Below are 22,657 nucleotides of genomic sequence, written 5' to 3' on the forward strand. Positions count from 1 at the left end.
ACGATGTTCACGAGCAACCATCAGGTGGGGCCAGATCAAACCGTCGCAACACCACCGGCGAGTCGCAAACGGGGCCAGGTCTAGCCGTCGAGCCGGGGCCTCTTCAAGCTGTCATAGCCAACCGTCCTTCGGAGCGGCACCAGGGTTGGGGCGTGGTGGATCCAGGGCCATCGCGGGGCCGGTGCCGAGCGTCGACGCCACGAGGACCAGCGCTGCGGCGGACGCCGCAGTCCAACTGCGCCGCCGCATCTCAGTGCCTCCGGACCGCGGTGAGCAGGTCGAGCACGACCAGGCACAGCGGGATCACCGACAGGATCAGCACGTACCGGATCGCTTCGACGGCGCCGCGGGTGACCGCGCTGAACTCGACCTTCGGCGCGGCGACAGCGGCCACCAGTCCGCCGGCGGCCACCAGCCAGATCAGGCCCGCGACGATCGCGATCGACGCGCCGCTTGGCCACACCCACACCCAGCGCGTCACCGCGCCGCCGGCCATCGCCAGGCCGGTCGCCGTCACGATCACCGCCTGGTAGCGGTCCACGTAGTCGCGGCCCGCCAGCACGACGATCGCGGCTAGGATCAGGGCGAGGATCAGCGCGACGGTGCGCCGCGGTCCCTCGGGGTCGACCATCAGCACCGTCGAGACCACCAGTGCGATGCCCATCCCCACGGTCAGGCCCGTCAGCTGCTGGTTGCCGCGGCGGGACTTCTCGGCCATCACCTGCGGCGACGGGATCGGATGGTCGGGATCCGGCACCATCGGCGCCGTCCGATCAGGCGAGGTGGTCGCGAACACGAACCGGCCTGTGGCCGACGGGAACGCCGACAGCGCGATTCCGGCCAGGCGGGCCGCGATCTGCCAGTCGTAGCCGCGGAGCACCATCGCGATGATCGCAACGAGCGCGCCGGCTGAGACGTAGCTCCAGTGCCACTGCGCGCGTAACACCGACAGGAGCAGCAGGAGCGCTCCCGCCGAGGCCATCGCGGTGAGCACGATGTAGTTGGTGCGGAGCAGCTGCAGCGTCAGGATCGACAGGCCCGTGATCACCGCGGTCGCGGCGACCAGGTGGCCGGCCGACAGCGAGCCGGGCAGCAGTGCCGCTGTTCCGACGGCGGCGGGTGCGATCGCTGCGACGCTCAGGATCCGCACCAACGGTGTGCTGTCCTCCGTCGCTTGCCGTACGGCCACCGTCACCACGGCGGCCTCGAGCGCGGCGATGACCAGGAGCACGATGCCCGGCAGCACCGACGCGTCGACGACCCACGCCCGCCACGCCACCGCGCAGCTGAGCAGGGTCGCGGCTGCCAGGAACCCGGCGCCCGCCCACCGCGCGTCGGCCGGGGTGAGCTTGCGGAAGGAGTCGGCGTTGGTCTTCGCGACCAGCGTCGCCGCCGACTCGATCATCGGCTCGAACTTCGGGGTCGTCGGGGTGTTCGTGAGCACCATGAGCGTCCCATCCTTGATGCCGTAGTCGTCCAGGGTTTGCTCCGGATCCAGCGGCATACCGCCGACCCGGGCCAACGACCAGACCCCCGGAGAGTCGGTCGGGGACTCCGTCGGCTCGTAGCCGCGGCGCTGCATCTCCGCTGCGATCGTGTCCCAGCAGTCCAGGATCATCTCGCCGAGCGGAACCGTGGCGGGCAGCTGCACGTCGATCTGCAGGTCGTCACCGACCAGCAACGCCATGTTGCAGACCGGCGGCGCCGCGCTCACCCGGGTCACCGCCGGCGCCGCCTGGTCGTCGTACTCTGCGATACCCGCGCTCATCGGTGGCCTCCCGCCTCCGCGAAGCCGTCGGAGACGTCCGCGGCGATCTCGAGGAGGGCGCGCTGCGTGGCCGGCTGGAGCCGGTCCCAGATGAACGCCGTCCCCTCGTCGATGTGCGGGTCGTACGGCACGACGCGCACCCGGCGCTGGTTGCCGCCGAAGGTCTCCTTCAACGAGGCGATGCTGTCTTTGGTCGCGTTGTCGTGCGCGTCGCTGATGACCACGATCGCCTTGGCCGCCAGCGCCTCGTAGCCGTTGAGCCGCAGCCACTCCAGGGTGTCGCGGGCCTTCGACGCGGTGTCGACCTTCGTCGTCGTCGGCACGATCAGCTGGTCGGTGTTGGCGAAGACCGTCGCCATGACGTCGTGCCCGCTGGCGGTCCCGCAGTCGGTGAGAATCACGTCGTAGAACCGCTCCACCGTCTCGAGGAGCTGCTTGTACTCGTCGCCGGTGATCTCGTTGTTGTCACCCAGGTTGCTCACGCTGCCCACGGCCTCGAGCCCGACCGACGACTTCGCGGTGTGCGCGCGCACGTCGTTGACCTTGTGGATGTTCGGGTCGTTGACCAGGGTGCGGAAGTTCATCACCGTCGGATGCTCCATCCGGTCGACCATGTTGCCGCGGTCGGGATTGGCGTCGAGGGCGATGATCCGGTCATTGCGGTAGTGAGCGAACGCCGAGCCGAGCCCCAGCGTCAGCGGGGTCTTGAAGACGCCGCCCTTGATCGTCCAGATCGCGGTGCGATGCGGGTTGCGCAGGTCCCGATCCGCCTTGGAGATCAGGAAGTTCTCGTACTTCTCGTCCTTGGACTGGCCCGGGTTGATCGTGTTGAAGGTCGACGCCATCAGCCACTTGCGGGCGCCGCGCGTCGGGCGCTCCCGATGTCGCTTGATCAGGTCGCCGGCGCGGATCTGGCTCACGCCCGGTGCCTCGCCCGGTCCCGCCATCTGGTGCCGGCCGGGCGGCTCCTGGCGGGGCTGCTGTTCGTACGCGTCGGGGTCGAGGTCGTCCGGGATCGGTGCCTGCGGGGGCTGCGGAGGCTGCCCCTGGCGCGGTGCAGGGCCTCCCCGGCGGTCCGACGGCGGCGGACTGTTCTGCTGCTGCGGTTCGGCGTCGACAAAGTTGTTGAAGAAATCGTCGCTCATGGGTGAAGTGTCCTCCTCGTTCGCTCCGCACTTTAAGCGCCCGCCACCCGCGGGGCGACCAACAGGGCGGCCTACCGGCGGTGCTCGCCCCAACTGCCCGTACCCAGGCTGTTCACCGCTTCTGCGAGGGCCCGTTGGATGTTGCCCTTGGTTCCCTTCGTGATCGACATGAACTCCGTATCGCGGGAGGAGAACGAGAACGTCGTCATCAACCCCGACCGCGTCATCGCAAGGTGCACTCCACCGGGGCTGATCGCTGACTTCGCGAACCTCTTGTGGACCTGCACCCCGAGGTCGACCGTCCATTCCGGCTTGTCGACTGTGTCGACGAGCTGGCTCGCCTGCTCGACGGACAGGCCGTAGACCTCGCACAGGTCCGATGCCGGCGAGGCGCTGTTGATCAGGCATTCGGCCATGTCGTTGAAGTCTTCCTTCGGCAGCACCACGTCACGCATCGGCGACGGCGCGGGATTTCCCAGGAAGGTCATCAGCTCGTCGACCACCGGGTCGAGGCTCGTCGACGCGACCTGCAGCTGCGTCATGGTCACCGAGTCCTTGAAGCGGGTGAAGGCCGCGGTCACGTCGTCGCGACGCACGATGGCGCCCGTCATCACTTCCTCGCCGCGCTGGTAGAGCATGTCGATCTCGATGTCGGGGAGCCCGCCGGCGAACATGCAGGCCGCGACGTCGTCGCGCGGCAGTCCGGTGTCGGTCAGCAGGCCGGCCTCGCGCAGCTGTACCGCGACCGGCGACGTCAAGGTCGGCGGTTCGCTCTGCGGCAGGTACGGGCGCAGCGCGAGGATCGCCGGCAGCTCCCGTACATCGGCCAGCGCCTGCAACGCCCACACCCCGTTCGGATGCAGGTCGGGGATCACGAGCACCGCGTCCGGTGCGGCCGCTTCGGCAGCCGACCGAGCAGCTGCCGGCGGCTCCTCGGTGAAGTTGAAGTCCCAGCTCATCGCGTCAATCCTCTGTGTTCATTGCGGTCGGTCCAAACGAAAGCGGTGGGCGGCTTGAGCGCGCATCGCGCTCGCACCACCCACCGCTCCGCGCCGCCCGAGCTCGAGAGCGCTGCGACATCAAGCGATGACGCTCCTAGACCACGAAGGTCTTCCCGATGCCCTGATCCTGGTGCAGCATCGTCGTCGCGGCCGTCTTGATCTTGACGCCGTAGGTCTGCACGCCCTCGATCTGCCGGGTGAAGATGCCGTTGAGATTGGTCTGCTCGGCGACGTACGCGCCCGAGCTCGAACCGCCCCACGCGTCCTGCACCTTCGCCAGCGTCGCCAGCGCATTCCCGCGCAGCCCCTCCAGCGTGGCCGTGGTCTTGCCGACCGCGAGACTGAACGTGTTGATCTCGGCGTATCCGTACTTGTATGCCATGTCGATCCTCCTTTTTGGGGTCGTGAGGTAGTGGGTTTACGTGAAGATCGGGCCCATGATCTTCGTGCCGCGGGCCTCCGCCTCGCGGTAGCGTGTGGCGCCGGCGTGCAGGCGCGTGGAGAGCGACTGGAAGTGGGTCTCCGTCACCCGAACCTTGGTCAGCAGCTCGGTCTCCGAGGTCTGCGCCATCGTCGCGGCCGGGCCGTGCCACGAGGAGCCGAACGTCGCCTGCGAGACGCTCGTCAGGCCCTTGCACGCTGCCGAGACCTCCGAGCTGATCTTCGCCAGGCCGACTCCGGCCTCATCCAGCATGTCCGGGGTAACTGTCAATGACATCTGACTGTCCTTTCGTCCTGAAAATCGTGTGTGTTGCGATCACGGTGAGTGGAGTTGGTGGTCGGTGCTGTGCGTGACTCCACCCGGTCACGCCGGCCGATCAGCGCTCGGACCTCACCTCCTCCGGCGGGTTGCTGCGGTCCTCGTGAGCGAAGTAGCCCCGGAAATCGGGCACCGCCTCCTCCGACTTCGTCTCCGTCTTCTCCTCCGGCTTGCGCCGCTTCTCACCGACCGGAGCGTTGTGCATCATTGGCGGGATCATCGGCGACGCCAGCGCGCCAGAGGCCGCGGCCTTGGCCGCAGTCAAGCGGCTCAGCGGGAGCTTGACACGCCCGGCGTCGGCCGACGCCCACGCCAACGGCGATCGCATCCCCGCTCCCAACGCGCTACTCGCGGGGAGCGTGCCCGCGCTCAGACCGCCCATGCCGGCCCCGGCGCCGGCGCCCAGGCCTGCGGGAGCCGCTGCTAGCGCCGGTCCAGCCGAGGGTGCCTGCGTGGACTGCGTCGCGCCCAGCAATGTCGACTGCAGCCCGCCTGCCGCGCTCAGTGGCGACGTGAAGCTCTGTCCCATGCTCGCAAACTGCTGCGGCACCTGTAGGACCTGCCCACCGGCCGACGACACCGTCGACGGCAGCGAGGTCAGCGGTCCGAGGGCCTGCTGAAACATGCCGCCCTGCTGCGCGAGCTGATCCGGTGAGACCTTGTCGAGGGGGTTCGACTTCCGATCCGCGATCGCCTGCTTCTCGCCAGCCCGGTTCTCCGCGTCCGCGGCGGCCACCGGCGCCTCGCGTCCGGGCTGCGCGGCCTCGAACTCGGCCCACGTGCCCGCACCGGCCGCAGTGGTGAGCACCATCGTCGCCAACTGCTGCATGCTGTACCCGGTCAGCTCGGCACGCTGCGCGAGCGACGCGGGCGCGGCCGCCGCCGCGGTCGCATAGGCGTTCGCGACTCCCGCGGCCACGACCCCGTTGCCGCCGCTGAACACCATCGGTCGTGGCGGCTCCGGGGGCTGCAGGGATGCCGTCGTGGCCAGCGTCGACGCCATGTATCCCGCGCCCGCCGCTGCTGCGGCCGGCCACAGGCCTCCGAAGTACGCGGTGCGGTTCGCGATGATCGCGCCGGTGTTCTGGCCGATGATGTTGCTGGCGACCAGCGATACGCACTCGGTCTGGTTCTCCGCGATCGCCGGCACCGGTGGTGTCGTCGCTCGCGCGGTCTCCAGGGCGCGCCCGTTCTCCGCCGCGGCCGCTCCGGTCGCTGCCGTCCTCGCGACCTCCCGGTCGATCCAACTGCGCATCTGCGCGATGGAGGCCTTCGCCGCGTCACTGGACGTGCCCGTCCAGGTCGACGTCAGCTGCCCCATCGTCGCGAGCAGTTGCGCACCCTGCGTCTCCTGCGCCGCGGCCTTCGCTGCCATCGCGGCCGAGTACGCGAACATCGGCGCACCTCCGGGCCCGGCCAGCAGCCGACCCGAATTCACCTCCGGTGTCTCGACTCCGTAATCAACCACGATGCATCACCTAGGCCATCGTGATGGTGTTCGCGCCCTCGGTGGCGTCGTAGGCCGCGCCGTTGGCCGCGAGCGACGCCGCGAACTCACTGATGAACAGGGTCTGCAGCGCGCTCATCGCCACCGACGAGGCGCCCTGGGCGGCGAACCGCGCCGACGCCACACCCGATGCGGGATCGAGCGAGCCCGGCAGGACCGCCGTCACCGCAGGTGCGCTGGCCGCCTCGATCGCCGACCGCGTTGCGGTGGTCGCCGCCGTGGTGGTCGCGCCGGTGTACAGGCTCGCGGTCTCGACCATCATGTCCCTCATGAAATGCCCCTTTCGTGATGCGAAACTCATGCCTATCGGCAGAACGTACAGCACTTCGGCAGCCTTTCGGGGCTGAGCGTGTACGAACTTTTCCCAAGCTTTCTACTCGGTGTCCGAAACCGCGACTTGGAGCGCGACCCGCGATCCCGACGAGCTGTTGAACAACCAGCCGCGGCCCTGCGGAAGCGGCCCTGCTCGCAGCTTGTCGCGGATCAAACCCAGGTCCGCCGGGGTCGACCCCAGCAGCATGGGTGTCGCGCCGGTCACGATCGGGCCGAGCAGCGGATCCCCTTCGATCGTCATGTACCGGCTCGCCGACGTCGCGGCCAGCACGTGCAGGCCTACCTCCGCCGATCGCTGCACGTACTGCACGACGCCCTGCCAGGCGTTGTCGGCGCCCATGAACATGTCGTTCGCCGGCGTCTCCATCAGATTCAGGTCATCGCCGATCAAGATGATCTCCGGCCCGTCCCATCGCCGTGACGAGACCATCCGCTCGGTGAGGGAGAGCCCTTCCTGTGGAAGTCGAGGCTGCAGGAGCGCGCCGATCTCCGCGCACATGGCCTTGAGCTGGTCGTTCGTAGTCGCGTACCCCGCGAGCCGCGCGGGGTCGATCGCACTGCTCAGCTTGCGCCGCGGGTCGACGACGTAGATCAGGGCTTCCTCCGGCGCGAAGGCGTCCAGCACGCCCCGAGTGACCGTCCGCATCGTCGTGCTGCGACCCCAGCCGTCCGAGGCCATGACCACCAGGTGCTCGTCGCCGCCCGGGCTCAAGTCGATCTGCGCGCCGAGCAGGTCCGTCTCGCGCATACCGAGGAGGATCTTGCGGTTGCGCGACGAGTACTCCGGTCCGGCCTGCGCGACGAGCTCGTGCACGCTCACCGTGCTCGGGAGCTTACGGACCGCGCGGGCTCGCCTACGGCCAGTGACCTCGCGGACCGCGGCGACCAGCTCCAGCAGCGATGCGGGGATCGTCTGCTCGCTCGAGACCGGTAGGCCGGTGTCCAACGTCGGAACGGCCATCGCCATCTGCAAGCCGCGTTCGGACACACCCCGGCCTGGGGTGTCGTCCGGGACGTTCGCCTGCCCGAACGGTGCCTGCTTGTCGCGCAGCATCGTCGGCTCGCGGCCCATCTCCGTGTGCTGCGTGTTGTTCATCTTCAACTCGATCATCACGCCCAGACGGTCGGCCGCCTTGCGGTAGTCCAGCCAGGAGTCCGCGGTGAGCACCAGGTGGATCCCGTAGCCGATGCACCACTCCGAGAGCGCCAGGACCGCCTCGTACTCGTCCATCATCGAGGTGTAGAGCCGGTTGAAGTTGTCGATCACGAGGTAGACATCGCCGAAGCCGTCGTCGATCTCCGGCTGGGTATCCCGGCGGCGCCGGTAGTCCTCCATATCCGCGACACCGTGCATGGACCACCGACGCTCGCGCTGCCGGCCGATGTCTTCGACCTCGGCGAGCGTCCGGCGGATCAGCTCCGACTCTGCAGCGCCGGCGACCGATCCGACGTGCGGCAGATCCGCCAGGCCCATCATCGACGTACTGAGCGCGATCACATAGAACTGCACCTGGTCCGGGGTGTGCGTCAACGCTGCCGACGCGATCAGCGTCTGCACCGCCGTCGACCGACCGGACGACGTCGATCCCGCGATGCCCACGTTGTTGCGTAGCGTGCGAGCGCGCAGGATGTGCTGCGCGTGCGCCGCAGGCTCGTCCTCGACTCCATACGGGAAGGACAGCAGCTCCTCCGGATTGCCATACCGCTCCCGCCAATCGAGTCCCACCAGACCCTCGACGCTGCGCGTCTCGCTCAGCTCCGGCAGCCAGATCTCATGGAAGCGCGGCTCCTTGAGGGCCAGCAACTGGTCCACGATCGTCTCGATCACGGGCAGCTCGAGCGGTGCGAGCTCCTCCGCGACGTCGACCTCCTCGACCTGCGCGGCGGCCTCGACCTCGCGGGACGTGAACAAGCGCCCGGGTGCACCGTCGCCGGTGACGACCTCGCCGTCGATGACGGACGTGCGGCGGGGCCGGCGGCGGGGCGTGAACATGCCACCGACGTAGCACGACTTGAAGTGCACGATGTCCTGGTTGACGCGCATGAAGCCCGCCCCGGGCTCGTCGTCCATCTCCTGCGCCCACCGGTTGTTCAGCACCGTCGACGAGGTGTCCATGTCCTCGACCTTCAAGCAGATACGGAACTTGAGCTGCTTGTCGATCTTGCCGACGTGCGAGTGCGAGACCTCCTGCGCCGCCGCGATGATGTGGATCCAGGTGGCGCGGGTGAGCTTGACGATGCGGGCCATGAACTCGCCCAGGTCCGGCCACTCGTTGAGCATCTCGGGAAACTCGTCGAAGAAGCACACGAGGGCGGGCATCGCCGGCAGATCCTCGCCGCCCGCGCGGCGGCGGTTCCACTCCCGCGCATCCTTCGCGCCGACCTCGCCGAGCATGGTGCTCCGGCGCTTGTGCTCGCCCAGCATCACCTCGGCGAACCGGTACGCCTTGTTCTTGTCCTGGTCGGTGTTCGAGACCATGCCCAGGTTGTGCGGCAAGGCTTTGAACTGGGGGAACGCAACGTCGTACTTGAAGTCGCCAGCGAAGATCTGGCACATCTCGGTCGGCTGCGTCATCACGATGATCGTGTACAGCGTCTTGAGCAGCTCCGTCTTCCCCGAGCCCGTCATGCCGATCACCATGCCGTGCGGCCCGCGGCCCTGGTGATCCGCCGGCTCGCGGAGATCCAGAGTCACCGGGCGGCCGGTGTCGTAGTCGACCGCGTACGGCAGCTTCAACCGGTTCCTGCCGGTGAACCGGCGGCGCAACTTCGCGAAGTCGATGTCGACCAAGTCCGGGATGTCCAGCAAGTGCCGCAGATCGGGACTGATCCGCTGCGCCCCGTCGAGCAGCTGGCTCGCGCGCGTAGTGGGCCGCCAACGTGAGATCGCGCGGCCGAACGCGTGCGCCGTCCCGACCGTCGCCGTGTCCGCCTCGACCGCGAACAGCTCCTCGCCGCCCATCCGCGTCGGCACCATCAGCTTCGTCTCGCGCAGCAGCATCACCGTCTTCGGCGTCTGCGCCATCGGACCGTCGGTGTGGCTCGACAAGTCCAGGAACGCCGTACGACCCACACCCAACGGCGGGATCACGCTCGACCAGTTCATCGTCCCCATGTCGCCGACGATGAACAGGTACGGATCCGCCGGGATCGTCGAGTCGCCGCCCTTCTTGGGCAGGGTGAACTCGCCGCGTCGCTGCAGCTCGGAGTCCCAGTCGGCGCGGAAGGCCTCCACCGTCGGATACAGCATCCGGATCGGGCCGATCGCATCCTTGCGCGTGGGATGGTGCGAGTGCGCCGACCACTTGGTCCACTCCCACGCATCCCGATCGTCGGAGATCACGATCACCAGGACGTCGTCCGGCGAATGCCACGTCTCGACCTGCATCACCGCGGCCCGCGCCACGGCTTGAGCGGCGGCCCGATCATCGGCGAAGAGCGCCAACCCCGGCTGCGCCGCGAAGCTGTACACGCGCGGGGTGTTCGGGATCTCCTTGGTGTTGTTGAGCAGATCGCGCCAGCCCATCGCCGACACGACCTCGAGGTCCTCCTCCCGAGCGTTCTCCTCGACCTTCCACTCCACGTCGAGCGCCGTGGCGCCGACACCGAGGCGCACCGCCAGGAACCGCGTCGGATCGGACTCGAACCGCTCCCACATCCGGCCCGTGCGGGTCATGCTCGCCAGCGCTGACGGGTCAGGGTGCCGGCTCCAATCGATGGAGTACTGGATCTCTGCGAGCCGGTTGGCCTCGTCGCGGGTCTCGTCGAGGTCGCCCAAGTACTCCTTGGCCATCTCGGTCGGCGACTCGCCGCCGGCCCGACGCTGCATGTTCATCATCAGCATCGACCCGACCATGAAGAGCGCCATGATCGGCAGCAACATCGTGCCGATGCCACCGCCCGATCCCCAGCCGCCGCTCGTGACGAAGAACGCCACCATGCCGACGACCGCGGCCACCAAGAGCACCGGCACGATCACGGAGAAGACGTTCTTCTCCACCGGCTTCGGAGCCACCGGGATCTTCTTGACTTCGATCGAGCCGCCGCCGTTGCGACCGCTCGGCCCGCTCCCCGAGGGCGGGACGAATCCTTCTGTCGTCGACATGCCTCGTCCCCTCAGTTCCCCGAGGTCGCCTGCTGCGTGGGCAGCGTCTCGACCTCGTCCTTTGCCGTCACTGTGTTCTGCTGCCGCAGCGCTTCCGACTGGCTCAACCGCGGCCCCGGGGCAAGAAGGCCCAGGATCGACCACGGAGCCACCGCCGGCTCGCGCGTGAGCCCCAGCGCCTTGAGATCACCCGAATCCGGATTGACCCCGTACCGCACTCCCGAAGGCGACAACCACCAGAAGCTCTCCCGCGCCGGGGAATCGGCCGCGGTGCCCGTCGCCTGGAACCAGTTCCCCGCGTCCGGCGCGAAGTACACCGACGTCGCCTGATTACCGGGCCGCGAATCACGTACCAGGTGGCTCACGCGCTCCAGCTGGTCCGCGCTCAACGGCAGCCCGGCGGACACGCCCGTGGTCACCGACGCCTGCTGATCCTGCGCTGTGCCCGTCCGCGACCAGTTCAGGCACAGCACGTTCGCTGCCCGCGTCGCCAGCCTCACTGCCCGCGTCGGCCATGCGCTGAAATCGAGATCCTGCACATGCGGCGCCCGGGCAAGCACGTCCGGCGCGACCGCCGTAGCGGCCTCCGTGCCGAACGATGCGCTCGACGCGATCGCCTGCGCGACAACCGGGGTGATCTGCTGCACGCCGCTGCGCAGCACGACCCACAGCTGACTCGATCCGTCCGGCGACGAGGACCGCACCACCGAACCGACCACGATCCCGGAGCCCAGGCCCAGGTTGGATGCGCTACCCGCGCCCGGGATCACCGGCCGCGAGAGCTCCCCGCTCGCCGGGATCGCGTCGAAGACCGCGCGGCTCACCGGGCGGGCCTCCGCATCCGATCCGATCCCCACCGCCGCCGTCACGGCCCCGTCATCCAACGCAACCTCGCTGCGCACGCCGTCGTGCACCAGGTAGGTCTTGCTGTTGAACGAGACCACCGCGCCGAGGCCATCCGCCATCGGCGTGACCTTGCCCGGCGCCAGCGAACCCGCCAGCACCGTCGTCTCCGTCACCACCGAGCTGCCCGAGGTGAAATCGACGCTGTCGCACACCGCCCACTGCGACTTCGCCGGCACCTCCACGGGCATCTGCGACGGAGCACCGGGGATCCCGATCAGCGGGCCCGTCGGCCACTTCCGGATCTCCGACCCCAGCACGAACTCCGGCTTCGACGCCGAGCCCGTCGCCAGCTGAGCCGAGATCCCGTTCAGCGCGGGATACAGCCTGTCGTTGATCCGCGCGTAGATCTGCCCCGAGTCGCGGTCGGCGAGGATCACCTTCTCCCCGACCGTCCCCTGAGGCTTGAAGAACGAGAGCACCGCGGCACCGATCAGCAGCAGCACACCCAGTGACAACGAACAGATCATCGCCAGCCGCTGCCGTCGACTCACATCGCTCTGCATCCTCGTCGAGCGCCGGCCCATCGCCAGCGACAACCTGCGCCGCAGCAGCATCGTGCCCTTGATCTGCGCCCACGTGGTCAAATTCAGCGGCATTTCCGCTCTACCCCTCCGCCTCGATCATCGCCAGCATCTCGCGCCGGTCCGCGCCAGCCTCCGCCGCGCAGTACGCGACGTCCTCGAGCGAGGGTGGCAACCACCGCCACAGCAGCAGCATCTCCCGGATCCGCTCGAGCTGGTACCTGCTCATGTACCGGTCCAGCTCCAGCCGATCAAGCAACTGCCCCGGCGGCGGCCGCATCGCGCCCGTCTCACCCTCGGCCAACGCGGCCGCGTCCCGGAACGCCGTCCACTCCGCATCCGACGGCATGGTGCCCTGCCCCAGCGTCGTCAGGATCTTCAACGAGCCTTCGTCTCGCACCGCAGGCCCCGAGCCGTCACTGCCGACCGCCGCGAGCGACGTCAACGCACCGGCCAGGTGTACAGCCCGATCCGGCGCCACGCGGCCGATCGCCGCGGCCACGTCCGGCCACGCGACACGCAGGCGATGCAGCCGACCCGCGCCCACCGGTGCCGGCATCGCCAACGCCGCCTGCCGTGACACGCGGATCAGCTCCGCCGCCCCCGCCGACGAACCCGTCGACGTCGTCGCCACCGCCACGACCGTGCCCTGCGGCACGTCGTGCCGCGCGTACTCGGTGATGATGTGGACCGGGTCCATCGCGCCGGTCAACGCCGTCCGCGTGCCCTCGCTGACGCTGCTCAGCAGGTTCCGGGCCGTCGACGGCAAAAGCACGCCCTGCGGGATGTAACTCGGCCCCATATTGGAGGTCACCAGCAATACCGGCTGCGCGTCCTCGGAAGGCCGGAACACCGCGACAGCCCAGTCCAGCAACGCCGCTGGCGCTGCCGCGACCAGCTCCAAGCACAGCTGCTCGGCCATCTTGCCTTCCCTCGACGGGCCCTGCGATGCCTTCGCTCCAGCCACCGCCCGCCGCGTGCCCTCGCCGGCCGCGACCACCGTCGAACCCGGCGTCTGCGCGCCCGTCGACGGACTCGCCTGCTGAGCCGGCGCCGCCGGCGTCACCGCCGCGGGCGGCGTCGCCGCACCGTGCGTACCGCCCGCGCCCATCGAATACGGAGGCAGCATCGGCGTCATCGGCGCCGACGTACCGCCGGTCGCCGACACCGGAGAAGCCGACACCGCCGGGCCCGACGAAACCACCGGCGCCGACGGTGCCGGGGCGGGCGCCGACGCGGCCAACGGTGTCACCGCCCGCGGCGCAGGCGGCGTCACAGCGCCCCCGCTACCGCCACCCGCGCTAGAACCACCACCGCCGAGCGCCGACGCCGCCGCTGGACTCACCGCCGGCGGCATCGCGCCCGGAAGCCCCGCCAGCCCAAACCGCGACTGTCCCGCGCCCGCGCCCAGGCTGGCGGCCGGATCCGCCGTACCGGCCCCCAGCCCACTACTCAGCGGCGACCCCCCGCTACCCAACCCCGACGTCGGCAACGACGGAGCCGACGGAGTCGACGGCATCGAAGGGGTCGACGGCATCGAGGGAGTCGACGGCATCGAAGGCATACTGGACCCAGCCGACGACACCGGCGACTGCGTACCGGTCCCTGATCCGGGTGACGTCGGCGTGTGAGGTCGTTGCTCAGTACCGCCCTCCCCAGGCACTTGTGCTTCTTCGCCGCCGCTGCCCGTGCCATCGCCGGACGGCTGCTCCGTGCCGCCCTCCTCGGGCACCTGAGCGGTGTCTGTGCCCCCCTCCGTGGGAGCCTGCTCTGTTCCACCCTCATCGCCCGGCTTGAAGTCAGCCTGCTCCGTCGCCGGTGGCTGGGGCGCGGTCGCATCGTCGTCGGCCCATTCGTACTGCACGTCTCCGGAGTCACTGCCGCCAGTTCCGCCGCCGTTCGGGAACGCGGCCGGAGTCGACAGCTGCGAGAGGATCGACGCGTACTGGCTGGTATCGCTCAATAGCGCTGTGAGCTCCGCGGCCGTTTCAGCGTCAGCAGCCGCGACTGCAGTGCGCGCCGCGTCAATGACCGCCGCGATTTCAGCCATCATCACGTCGATCGGAGTCATGGTCGCTACGGCGCGCATCTCGATGGCGCCGATCGCCTCGTGTGCGCGGTCCACGATGCCGTGGATCTTGAACTCAAGGTCGCTGATCTTCGCGGCCGCGGGCCCGCCAGCCAAGGTCGCAGATTTGTATGCGGCCTGGCTCAGCTGTTCTACGAGGCCCTCGGTCTTCTCCGCCCCGGGATACCACTTCGCGAACCCGTCGTCTGACCACATCACCTCACGCAGCTGAGTCCGGACAGACCGTGCACCGTCGGCGGCCTGAGCGAGCGACGAGGCCTTCGCACGGAAATCGGACGCCGCGGCCTGCGCTGCTGCCTCGCCGCCCGACGGGTAGTGGCTTCCGATCATCTCGGCTGCGTAGCGGCCGGTCGGCGGAAGCACTACCGGCCCCCGCAGGCAGCCGTCGCGGCGTCCTTCGCGGCGTTCACCTGGTCGACCAGCGGGTCCGTGCGGACCTTCTCCCAGTTCAGGCCCACCTCGGCGAACAGCGCCAGCCGCGCCTTCCTCCACTGCTCGAGCGTGGCCACGTAGTCGCCCGATTCGGCGGAGTCCAGCATCTCCTTGAACTCAGTGAGCGCCCCCAGGCTCGAAGCGCTAAGTGCCGATCGCAGTGTCTGCGACTGCGACGTGTCCTTGGCGATCACCGCGGCGGCGATTTCAGGAACCATGCGGTTCCACACGTACGTCATTCGACCGTCGTCAGTGCGCCAGCGATCGCAGATCTCCGCCTTCGTCCACACCTTCTTCGGAGCGGCCGTCGACGCGCTCGGCTGTGAACTTGCCGCGACGGAGGTCGCGGTGGCTGCTACCTGCGGCTCTGCGGCGCTGCCAGGCTGCGCAATCGCCACCACCAGCGCCACGAACCCCAAGACCGCGGCGATCGACGCGATCGCGATCGCGACGATGCCGCCACGCCGCGGGGCCGCGACGGCGGGCGGCGCGAAGTACGGCGCCGCCGGCGCGGGCATAGGCACACCACCGGGAACACCCGGTGTCGGCTCACCCGGCGGCGCCGGAACGTGCTGGTGCGGCTGCTGAGGCTCGGTCATGCGGCTCATTCTGGCCTGTCGCCCGAACTGCCGCGACCATTAGCCCGCCGGTGTAGGCGGAGCGGTAACCGTCCCTACGTTGCGCGCATCCGTCGATACCACCGTCTGCACGCCGGCGACTGCGGCGCTCGCCTGCTCCGCAGCCCTCCCACCGGCCGCTGACGCTCCCGAACCCAGACCGGCAACATGCTCGGCCAGCCCCACGGCCAACGCCGCGCTCGCCGCGCTCGCGTCGGCCGGCGCCGGAGGCGTCCCCGCAGCCACCGAGGCGGCCCCCGCGGTGAAACGAGCCTGCCACGCCGTCGCCAGGCCGGAGGCGGAACCCTCCTCCACGTACAGCTCGCCGCCGCCCTGCGTCATCGCCGCTCCTCCGTCTGCCGATCCTCGTCGAACACGTTGGCCCCGAGGTCCTCGCCGTACTCGCTCTGGAACGCCGCAGTCATCTCCTCGATCACGTTCTCTGCCTCGACATTGCTTGCCCGGGCCCGTCCGCTCGCCTCGATCGCCAGCTGCTCGATCATCTCCTCGAGCACCTGGTGATCGAGCGCCTCGGTGGCGCCATCAGCGATCTCAAGCCGCACCAGGCGGCCGAAGACGTCGAACTCGAGGTCGACCCAGTCGTTGCCTGCCTCGCCGCGCACCGCCTTCTGACGCTGCAGAAACTCATTGCCGATCCGCCGCGTAGCGGTGATCGCCTTGAGCGTGCGGTCGACCCTGTCCTGGGCCTCCTGCGCTTCCTTGAAGAACGCCATCGCCTTTACTCCTTCGCCTCGCCGTCGCCGGCACTTGCCGGTCGCGCCGCGCGTCGCCGGCGGATCACCTCGCCGCGCACGCGCTCGGTCCCCTCCCGGGCGACCACCGCGACCTTGTGCTCACGTCCAGTCTCCTTGCCCGCGGCGCCGGCTCCCTGCCCGGCGCCAGCGAGGCCCGCCGCGCCCATCATCGGTGCGGCCATCATCGCCGGATTGAACATCCCCATCGAGGACGGAGACGTAGCAGCGACCGCCCGCGAGACCGGCGTGCCGAACGCCACCGAACCGGACCCGACCTCAGCGGTATTCGCCGGCGACTCCCCGCCAGGGGCTTCGGTGCCGCCACCGTCTCCGGCGCCCCCGCCTCCACCGCCGACGTCACCGCCACCACCACCACCACCGCCATCGACTCCGGACGGATCGGTACCCAGGCCGGCGTCGTCGACGCCCGCCCCGATGTCCTCGACCTTCTTGTCGTTCATCACCTGGCCCGCGAACTGCGTCACCGCGCCCGCGGCACCCGTCGCCGCGGACACTGCGCCACCGACGGTGCCGCTCGCGAGGCCGCCGAACGCCGACATCAGGCCGCCACCGATCCCGGTGATCATCCCCAGAGCCTGCGACGGGTCAACCTGCGAGGCATCCCCCAGGCCGCCGGTCGTACTCGGATCGGGCAGCTGACCGAGCTGCTGCGCAACCTCTTGCATCTTCGCGTCGAGCTCCGGTGTCACGGCCGCGTCGGCCGAGCCCGCTCCATCCGCCGCGGAGCCCGTCCCCGTCGTGGTCGCGGTAGCCGCATCCGCGGCACCGCCCGCCCCGGCGACCGTGGCAGCTGGCGCTCCCCCGTCACTGACAGGGGTGTCTCCGCTCCCATCGGGTGCCGGCTTGTCGAAATCGACGTTCTGCATCGTCGGCTGCCCGCCCGGCGCGGTCGGTGGCACCGAGATGTCCGGCACCGACGCCGCCACGTACTGCGCCTCGGCGGTGCGGGCCTTCGTCTCCAACTCGACGAGCTCGCGCTGCGCCTCTGCGATCCTCGCCGTGTACAGCCCGCCCGATGCGGCGTTAGCCGAGATCGCCTGCTGCAACTTCTGTCGTGCTGTGGTGAACTCCTGCGGCTTCGGCGCCGAGCTCACCGCTTCCTCGTAGCTCGTCGCCGCGCGCGACGCCGCCGTGGCGATCGAGGTGAAGTGCTCCGACTGCTGCCGCAGCCACAGCGTCTCCTGACCCACCGTCGACACCGCCCGGTCCGCGCTCGAGCTCTGCCAGCTCGCCGCGACCGCGCTACCCCGGCCCTGTGAGGCGCCGGACTGCTCGTCCAACGCCGCGGCGTGCGCCTGCGCGCGAGAGGCAGCAGCGCGAAGCCCCGCGCCGCGATCGCCGGCGTGCAGCGACAAGACGAACAGCTCGCCTGACCCGGCGGGCCCCGATGCGGGAGCGGCCGCAGTGGGCGGTGCCGGCGCGGCGTTCGTCGGTGCGGTAGACAGCACCGCTGGCACCGCCTGCGCGGAGCCGCTGGACCCACCGCTCAAGAGCGATAGGTTCCCGGCCTCCGCAGCCTCGTAGCTGCCCGCTGCGGATGTCACCTTCTGCCCGGTGGCGGTGATCGCCGCGGCTCCGTTCGTCGTCGACCAGCCCGCCGACGCCAGCGCCGCGGCGACGTTCGCCGCCCGCGACACCGACGTGGTGTCCGCACCAGGGGGACTGACCACTGCCGCGCCGGCGGAAGCCCCGACAGCGCCCACCTCGGCACCCGCCGCGGCCGCCTGAACGCCGCTCTGCGCCACCGACGAGGTGTCGACGAACAGATCCTTGGACATCGGGCAGCTACCTCGTCACCTAGGCCTGCAGGACCGAACTGAGGAGCGTCCGGGCCTTGTTCTCGGCATCCTCGAAGGACACGCTGCCCGCGAGCATCTTCGATCCGAGATCACGGGTGCGCGTCGCGACCTCGATGCCGGCCTGCTGACGTGTCGCCATCAGCTGCACCAGCGCATTTGCGACGGGAGCGTTCACCGCGCCCAGCTTGTTCAGCATCGTCACCGGATCGAACGTCCCGCTGTTGAGCGCGGACTGGATCTCCTCGGCAACTCCTTGAATGGTCGAACCGCATCGCTGCCACAGCTCGAGGTCGACCACCGTGTCATTCGCGCCTGCCATCGATACACCTCCTGACTCGACCCGCATCGCTCCCCTTGTCTGGCCCACAGTAATGCTCGCGCGATTCCTACGCGAGCATGTACGGTCGCCCCCATGACCACGGAGTTTGAGGCGATTTCTCGGGATCAGACCCTCCAATGGGCGGTCGACAGGGACTGCTACACAGTGCGAGTGCAGATCGAGCCCGAGGCGATGGACCTCGGCGCCGCCGAACTCACCCGCCGCCTCCAGGCCCTCGCCAAGCTTGCTTGGATGCGCGCCGCGGCCGCCCGGCGCGGCCGCAACATCGCCGCAGGTGATCCGGTATGGGAGGGCGACCCGACACCGGCGATGACCGAAGCCTACGAAGCCACTCTCGACTTCTGACAGCAAACGACGGTGGGGCCGATCGCCAAAGGCGACCGGCCCCACCGTCGTTCTGAGCCAGGCTCAGCTAGGCAACTGCGTTCCCGCAACCGACGCCTGCGCGCCCGGCGCCGCGCCGCCGGCCCCCGCGCCGCCGGCCGACGTCGACGAGGCATCCGCGCCCGGCGCGGACGCGACCGGCGCCACCGCCTCAGCCGGAGCATCCGCCGCGGTGGGCGCAGTCGGCCGCGCCCACCCCAAGAACTCGCCCGGCTTGACCGTCGCATCCGAGATCGACTGCACCTGCCCGTCGACCCAAACCTTGTCCGGACCCACCGCGAAGACGTAGCCCGACGTCGTCACCGCCACATCGCCGAAACGCACCTCCGATCGGTCGATCGGGCTCGTCACCACCGACCCCACCGGCGGGATCTGTACCTGCGCGTTCTGGAAGGCCTCCGCCACGCCCACGTGCTTCGTCACGATGTCGCGGCCGATCTGCGCGGTCTTCGCGTCCGCCGCCGTCACGGAGCTCCCGTCAGGGAGGCTGACCACGTTCCCCGTGGCCGCCGGAGTCGCAGCGGGTGTCGCACCCGCGGGCTTGTCCTCCGCGGGCTTATCGTCGCCCTTGTCATCGGAGCCCTTACCGTCGGAACCCTTGTCGTCGCCGCCCTTGCCATCGGAGCCGACCCCATCGTCCGGCAGCGCCGCGTCGTCGGTCCCCTTGCCGTCCGAGCCCTTACCGTCGGAACCTTTACCGTCGCTGCCCTTGTCGTCCGAGCCCTTGCCGTCATCCGGCAGCGAAGCGTCGTCGGATCCCTTGCCGTCGCCGCCCTTGTCACCGGTGATGGCCTCCCGCAAGGCCTCTCCCAGGCCGGAATTCGAGCCGACGTTCCCCAGCCCGCTCAGCCCGCTCAAACCACTGCCGAGCGACGCCGGTACGGTGCCCAGGCTCGACAGCCCCGACAGCGCCGATGACGGATCGAACGTCGTGGGAGTCGTCGTCGGCGTTGTCGTCGTGGGAGTCGTCGTGGGTGTCGTTGTTGTCGGCGACACCGCACTCGGGTCCGTCGTCCCCGTGATCGGCGTCACGGTGTCCCCGGCGCCGGTGTCGCCGGCGCCCGCGTCCCCGGCGCCCGTGTCGCCGGCACCGGTGTCTCCGGCGCCTGTGTCGCCGCTGCCTGAGCCTGTTCCGTCGCCGCCCTTGCCGTCGCCGCCTTTGCCGTCGCCCTCGTCCTCCCCGGTGCCGTCGTCGTCCTTGGCCTTGAAGCCGGGCGGCAGCGACTTTCCGTCGGCACCGTAGAGCGCCTTGTAGGCCTGCTCGAGCGCGTCGAGCTGCTTCGCCTTCGTCTTGGCATCCGCGTTCGACTGCTCGATCGAGGTCTTCACCGCCGCCAGCTGGTTGTCGATGAACTCCACAGCCGCCGCCTTGTCAGCGGCGCTCACGTTCGGATCGTTGAGCTTCTTCTCCGCGTTGCGGATCGACTCGATCGCCGTATCGACCGCCGTCTTCGCCGAAGTGCTGTTCGTCCCAGCACCATCGACCACCGCCTTGAGCTGCCGCTCAAGCTCCTCGATGTCGAACGTCGTCTTCGCGCCGCTGTTCGCGCCCGCCCCCGCATTCGTCGCGGCCGCGCCCTTCATAGTTTCCATGTGCGCCGCGATCAGCGCCTGGATCTCCGCGAGCTCACGCTGAACATCAGGATCGCCGGGGTTGTCGCCGCTCTTACCGCCGCCCGCGCCCGATCCGGGCGTATAAATCTCGTCGTTGTCCTTGCCGCCAGACGGCGTGCTGCGGCCCCCCGAACCTGAACCGCCGCCGAACAACCCCGCCACGGCGCGGCCGACGACCCCCGCCAGCCCACCCAACGGGTTGGTGCCGGCTCCGTCGCCTTCTCCGAACGGATTCCCCATCGACTCGCCTCCTTCTCGGCGTGATCAAAGTTGTTGCTGGACTAAACGAATCGGCGGAACTCTTTCTGTCCCGGCCAGATGTTCGATACCTTCACGTTCTCCCCGGGCTGCGGCGCGTGAATCACCTTGCCGTCGCCGATATAGATTTGGACATGCTCCGGCACACCCGGCCGACTGTAGTTGCAGAGGACCAGATCGCCGGGCAAGGCCTGCGACGCGCTGATCCGCTGTCCCGCAGCCTGCAACCCGTAGGTGGTGCGCGGAATGTTCACGCCCGCTTCCTTGTACGCGAGCAGCGTCAACCCGGAACAGTCCACGCTGCCCGGTTTCATACCGCCCCATACGTACGGCCACCTCTCACGCAAGGCCTTCTGGGCGAGGGCCAAGATCCGCTGTCGTTTCTCCGATCCTGGCACATTCGCCAGACTCGAACTACCAACCGATGCGTCCTGCCCCGACCCGCCATTCGTGCTGGTCGCGGCGGACCGCGTGCGGTTGGCGAGTTGGGTGAGGCCGCCGAGGGAGGACGGCAGGGTGCCCGCCTGCGAGGTGAACTGCGCGGGCACGCCGGCGACGCTGCCCAGGCCCGAGGTGGCGGCCTGGCCGACGCCCGCGACGCTGCCGAGACCACCGCCGCCGCCGGTCTGGGTGTAGCCGGACGAGACCCGCTGCAGCTGCGCGGCCAGCCGCTGCGATGCGGTGTTCGCCGCGGTGACCACCTGCTGCGCACGGGCGATGCGCTGATCGAGTGCGCCGATCAACGCGGCCTGCCCGGCCGGGGTGCGGGTCGACGGGCCGATAGACTTCACGTCGCCGCGCGCACCGTCGATGTTCTTCCCGGAGCCGCGGGCTCCCTGGTCGCGCTCGCGGCCGGCTTCGTCGGTGATCTTGCCGGTCTCTCGGTCCGCGGTGACGATCTTCCCGGCCCCGTCGACCTGCTTACCGCCCGAGGTGGAGCCGCCGCTGTTGCCGGCGCCGTCACCGCCGTCGCGGAAGAACCGCACCGCCTCGGTGAGCTTGGTCGTCGGGGCGTCGAGCGGCACCATCCGGTAGGCGGTGCCGCCGGATCCGAACAGCTGATGGGCGCCGCCGAGCGTCTGCCCGACAGCGGCCACATACCCATCCAGAGCAGCCACGTTCCCTCCTCTCTCAGTACCCCGCCGGCGGGCGGGTAGGGTCCGCCTGCTGCACGCGCGCAGCAAGATTCGCCCCGTCCGCCCGCACGTTGTAGCGGTCGGAGACGTAGTTCATCGACGCCGCGATATTCGACACCGGATCGAGGATGTTCGTCGTCGTCCCCGGCTGGTGATAGGCCGCGTACGTCGCCGGCTTGCACTGCGCGGCCCCCGTCGCGCCCAGGCCGTCCGGGTTGATCGCATCGCCGTTGTAGGTCGACTCCCGGTTCGTCAGAACCAGATAGCCCTTCATCCAGTTCGCACGCGCCTGCGGATCCGTCACCCCACGCAGATCCAGCGCCTTGTTGATCGCCGAACGCATCGCGGCCTGGCCGCGCTGCCCGGTCTTGATCTTCTGCACCGCGCTCACCGGGATCGCCTTCGCGTGCGACACCGGCGAGGTATTGCGCGAGCTCGTCGAGCTGCTCGACGACGACGTCGAGCCCGTGATCGGCGACCCGGACCCGCTCGAGCTCGTCGACGTGCGGTTGGCGAGTTGGGTGAGGCCGCCGAGGGAGGACGGCAGGGTGCCCGCCTGCGAGGTGAACTGCGCGGGCACGCCGGCGACGCTGCCCAGGCCCGAGGTGGCGGCCTGGCCGACGCCCGCGACGCTGCCGAGACCACCGCCGCCGCCGGTCTGGGTGTAGCCGGACGAGACCCGCTGCAGCTGCGCGGCCAGCCGCTGCGATGCGGTGTTCGCCGCGGTGACCACCTGCTGCGCACGGGCGATGCGCTGATCGAGTGCGCCGATCAACGCGGCCTGCCCGGCCGGGGTGCGGGTCGACGGGCCGATAGACTTCACGTCGCCGCGCGCACCGTCGATGTTCTTCCCGGAGCCGCGGGCTCCCTGGTCGCGCTCGCGGCCGGCTTCGTCGGTGATCTTGCCGGTCTCTCGGTCCGCGGTGACGATCTTCCCGGCCCCGTCGACCTGCTTACCGCCCGAGGTGGAGCCGCCGCTGTTGCCGGCGCCGTCACCGCCGTCGCGGAAGAACCGCACCGCCTCGGTGAGCTTGGTCGTCGGGGCGTCGAGCGGCACCATCCGGTAGGCGGTGCCGCCGGATCCGAACAGCTGATGGGCGCCGCCGAGCGTCTGCCCGACAGCGGCCACATACCCATCCAATCCAGCCATCGCGCTGAGTGAACCA

The 22,657-nt window shown here is 69.6% G+C and carries 18 protein-coding genes; 1 reads left to right on the forward strand and 17 read right to left on the reverse strand.

Annotated elements, in window-relative coordinates; all coding sequences use genetic code 11:
* Positions 1–250: 250 nt before the first annotated feature.
* From eccD to ACM9LD_RS23245, 14 genes are all read right to left on the reverse strand, one after another.
* The gene (gene eccD / locus ACM9LD_RS23180) at positions 251–1,768 is read right to left on the reverse strand and encodes a type VII secretion integral membrane protein EccD (RefSeq protein WP_415678878.1); all 1,518 of its coding nucleotides are present in this window, start codon (positions 1,766–1,768) and stop codon (positions 251–253) included.
* Positions 1,765–2,913 (reverse strand): MinD/ParA family ATP-binding protein, encoded by a 1,149-nt coding sequence (locus ACM9LD_RS23185; protein ID WP_415678879.1) that lies wholly within the window; start codon positions 2,911–2,913, stop codon positions 1,765–1,767. Before ACM9LD_RS23185 ends, eccD begins: the two co-directional genes overlap by 4 nt.
* Before the next feature lie 71 nt (positions 2,914–2,984).
* Positions 2,985–3,788: an ESX secretion-associated protein EspG gene (locus ACM9LD_RS23190; protein WP_415678880.1), complete on the reverse strand. Its 804-nt coding sequence runs from the start codon at positions 3,786–3,788 to the stop codon at positions 2,985–2,987.
* A gap of 220 nt (positions 3,789–4,008) precedes the next feature.
* Entirely contained in the window at positions 4,009–4,296 is a 288-nt protein-coding gene (locus ACM9LD_RS23195) for a WXG100 family type VII secretion target (RefSeq protein ID WP_415678881.1), read from the reverse strand.
* A 36-nt stretch (positions 4,297–4,332) separates the two neighbouring features.
* A complete protein-coding gene (locus tag ACM9LD_RS23200; RefSeq protein ID WP_415678882.1) occupies positions 4,333–4,632 on the reverse strand; it encodes a WXG100 family type VII secretion target in 300 nt (99 codons plus the stop codon).
* 100 nt (positions 4,633–4,732) lie between these two features.
* Positions 4,733–6,142, reverse strand: coding sequence for a PPE domain-containing protein (locus ACM9LD_RS23205; RefSeq protein WP_415678883.1), 1,410 nt, complete (start codon positions 6,140–6,142; stop codon positions 4,733–4,735).
* Between the two features lie 10 nt (positions 6,143–6,152).
* Positions 6,153–6,452: a PE domain-containing protein gene (locus ACM9LD_RS23210; RefSeq protein ID WP_415678884.1), complete on the reverse strand. Its 300-nt coding sequence runs from the start codon at positions 6,450–6,452 to the stop codon at positions 6,153–6,155.
* Between the two features lie 102 nt (positions 6,453–6,554).
* A complete protein-coding gene (eccCb, locus tag ACM9LD_RS23215; RefSeq protein ID WP_415678885.1) occupies positions 6,555–10,619 on the reverse strand; it encodes a type VII secretion protein EccCb in 4,065 nt (1,354 codons plus the stop codon).
* Positions 10,620–10,630: 11 nt separating this feature from the next.
* Entirely contained in the window at positions 10,631–12,109 is a 1,479-nt protein-coding gene (gene eccB / locus ACM9LD_RS23220) for a type VII secretion protein EccB (protein ID WP_415678886.1), read from the reverse strand.
* A 19-nt stretch (positions 12,110–12,128) separates the two neighbouring features.
* On the reverse strand, positions 12,129–14,465 hold the full coding sequence (locus ACM9LD_RS23225; RefSeq protein ID WP_415678887.1) for a hypothetical protein: 2,337 nt from the start codon (positions 14,463–14,465) through the stop codon (positions 12,129–12,131).
* Between the two features lie 32 nt (positions 14,466–14,497).
* Positions 14,498–15,175: a hypothetical protein gene (locus ACM9LD_RS23230; RefSeq protein ID WP_415678888.1), complete on the reverse strand. Its 678-nt coding sequence runs from the start codon at positions 15,173–15,175 to the stop codon at positions 14,498–14,500.
* 347 nt (positions 15,176–15,522) lie between these two features.
* The gene (locus tag ACM9LD_RS23235; protein ID WP_415678889.1) at positions 15,523–15,918 is read right to left on the reverse strand and encodes a hypothetical protein; all 396 of its coding nucleotides are present in this window, start codon (positions 15,916–15,918) and stop codon (positions 15,523–15,525) included.
* Between the two features lie 5 nt (positions 15,919–15,923).
* The gene (locus tag ACM9LD_RS23240) at positions 15,924–17,738 is read right to left on the reverse strand and encodes a PPE domain-containing protein (protein ID WP_415678890.1); all 1,815 of its coding nucleotides are present in this window, start codon (positions 17,736–17,738) and stop codon (positions 15,924–15,926) included.
* A gap of 19 nt (positions 17,739–17,757) precedes the next feature.
* Entirely contained in the window at positions 17,758–18,057 is a 300-nt protein-coding gene (locus ACM9LD_RS23245) for a type VII secretion target (RefSeq protein ID WP_415678891.1), read from the reverse strand.
* Positions 18,058–18,171: 114 nt separating this feature from the next.
* Between ACM9LD_RS23245 and ACM9LD_RS23250 the strand changes: the two genes are divergently transcribed.
* Positions 18,172–18,444, forward strand: a complete 273-nt coding sequence (locus ACM9LD_RS23250; protein WP_415678892.1) for a DUF2694 domain-containing protein — start codon at positions 18,172–18,174, stop codon at positions 18,442–18,444.
* 63 nt (positions 18,445–18,507) lie between these two features.
* Here ACM9LD_RS23250 and ACM9LD_RS23255 read toward each other — a convergent pair whose 3' ends face one another.
* The 3 genes from ACM9LD_RS23255 to ACM9LD_RS23265 are packed head-to-tail and all read right to left on the reverse strand — an operon-like array spanning position 18,508 to position 22,641.
* Positions 18,508–20,337, reverse strand: a complete 1,830-nt coding sequence (locus ACM9LD_RS23255) for a hypothetical protein (protein WP_415678893.1) — start codon at positions 20,335–20,337, stop codon at positions 18,508–18,510.
* 41 nt (positions 20,338–20,378) lie between these two features.
* The gene (locus tag ACM9LD_RS23260) at positions 20,379–21,473 is read right to left on the reverse strand and encodes a C40 family peptidase (protein ID WP_415678894.1); all 1,095 of its coding nucleotides are present in this window, start codon (positions 21,471–21,473) and stop codon (positions 20,379–20,381) included.
* Positions 21,474–21,486: 13 nt separating this feature from the next.
* A complete protein-coding gene (locus ACM9LD_RS23265; RefSeq protein WP_415678895.1) occupies positions 21,487–22,641 on the reverse strand; it encodes a transglycosylase SLT domain-containing protein in 1,155 nt (384 codons plus the stop codon).
* Positions 22,642–22,657: the final 16 nt, after the last annotated feature.

The sequence above is a fragment of the Tsukamurella hominis genome (genome assembly GCF_965137015.1).
Lineage (GTDB): Bacteria > Actinomycetota > Actinomycetes > Mycobacteriales > Mycobacteriaceae > Tsukamurella > Tsukamurella hominis.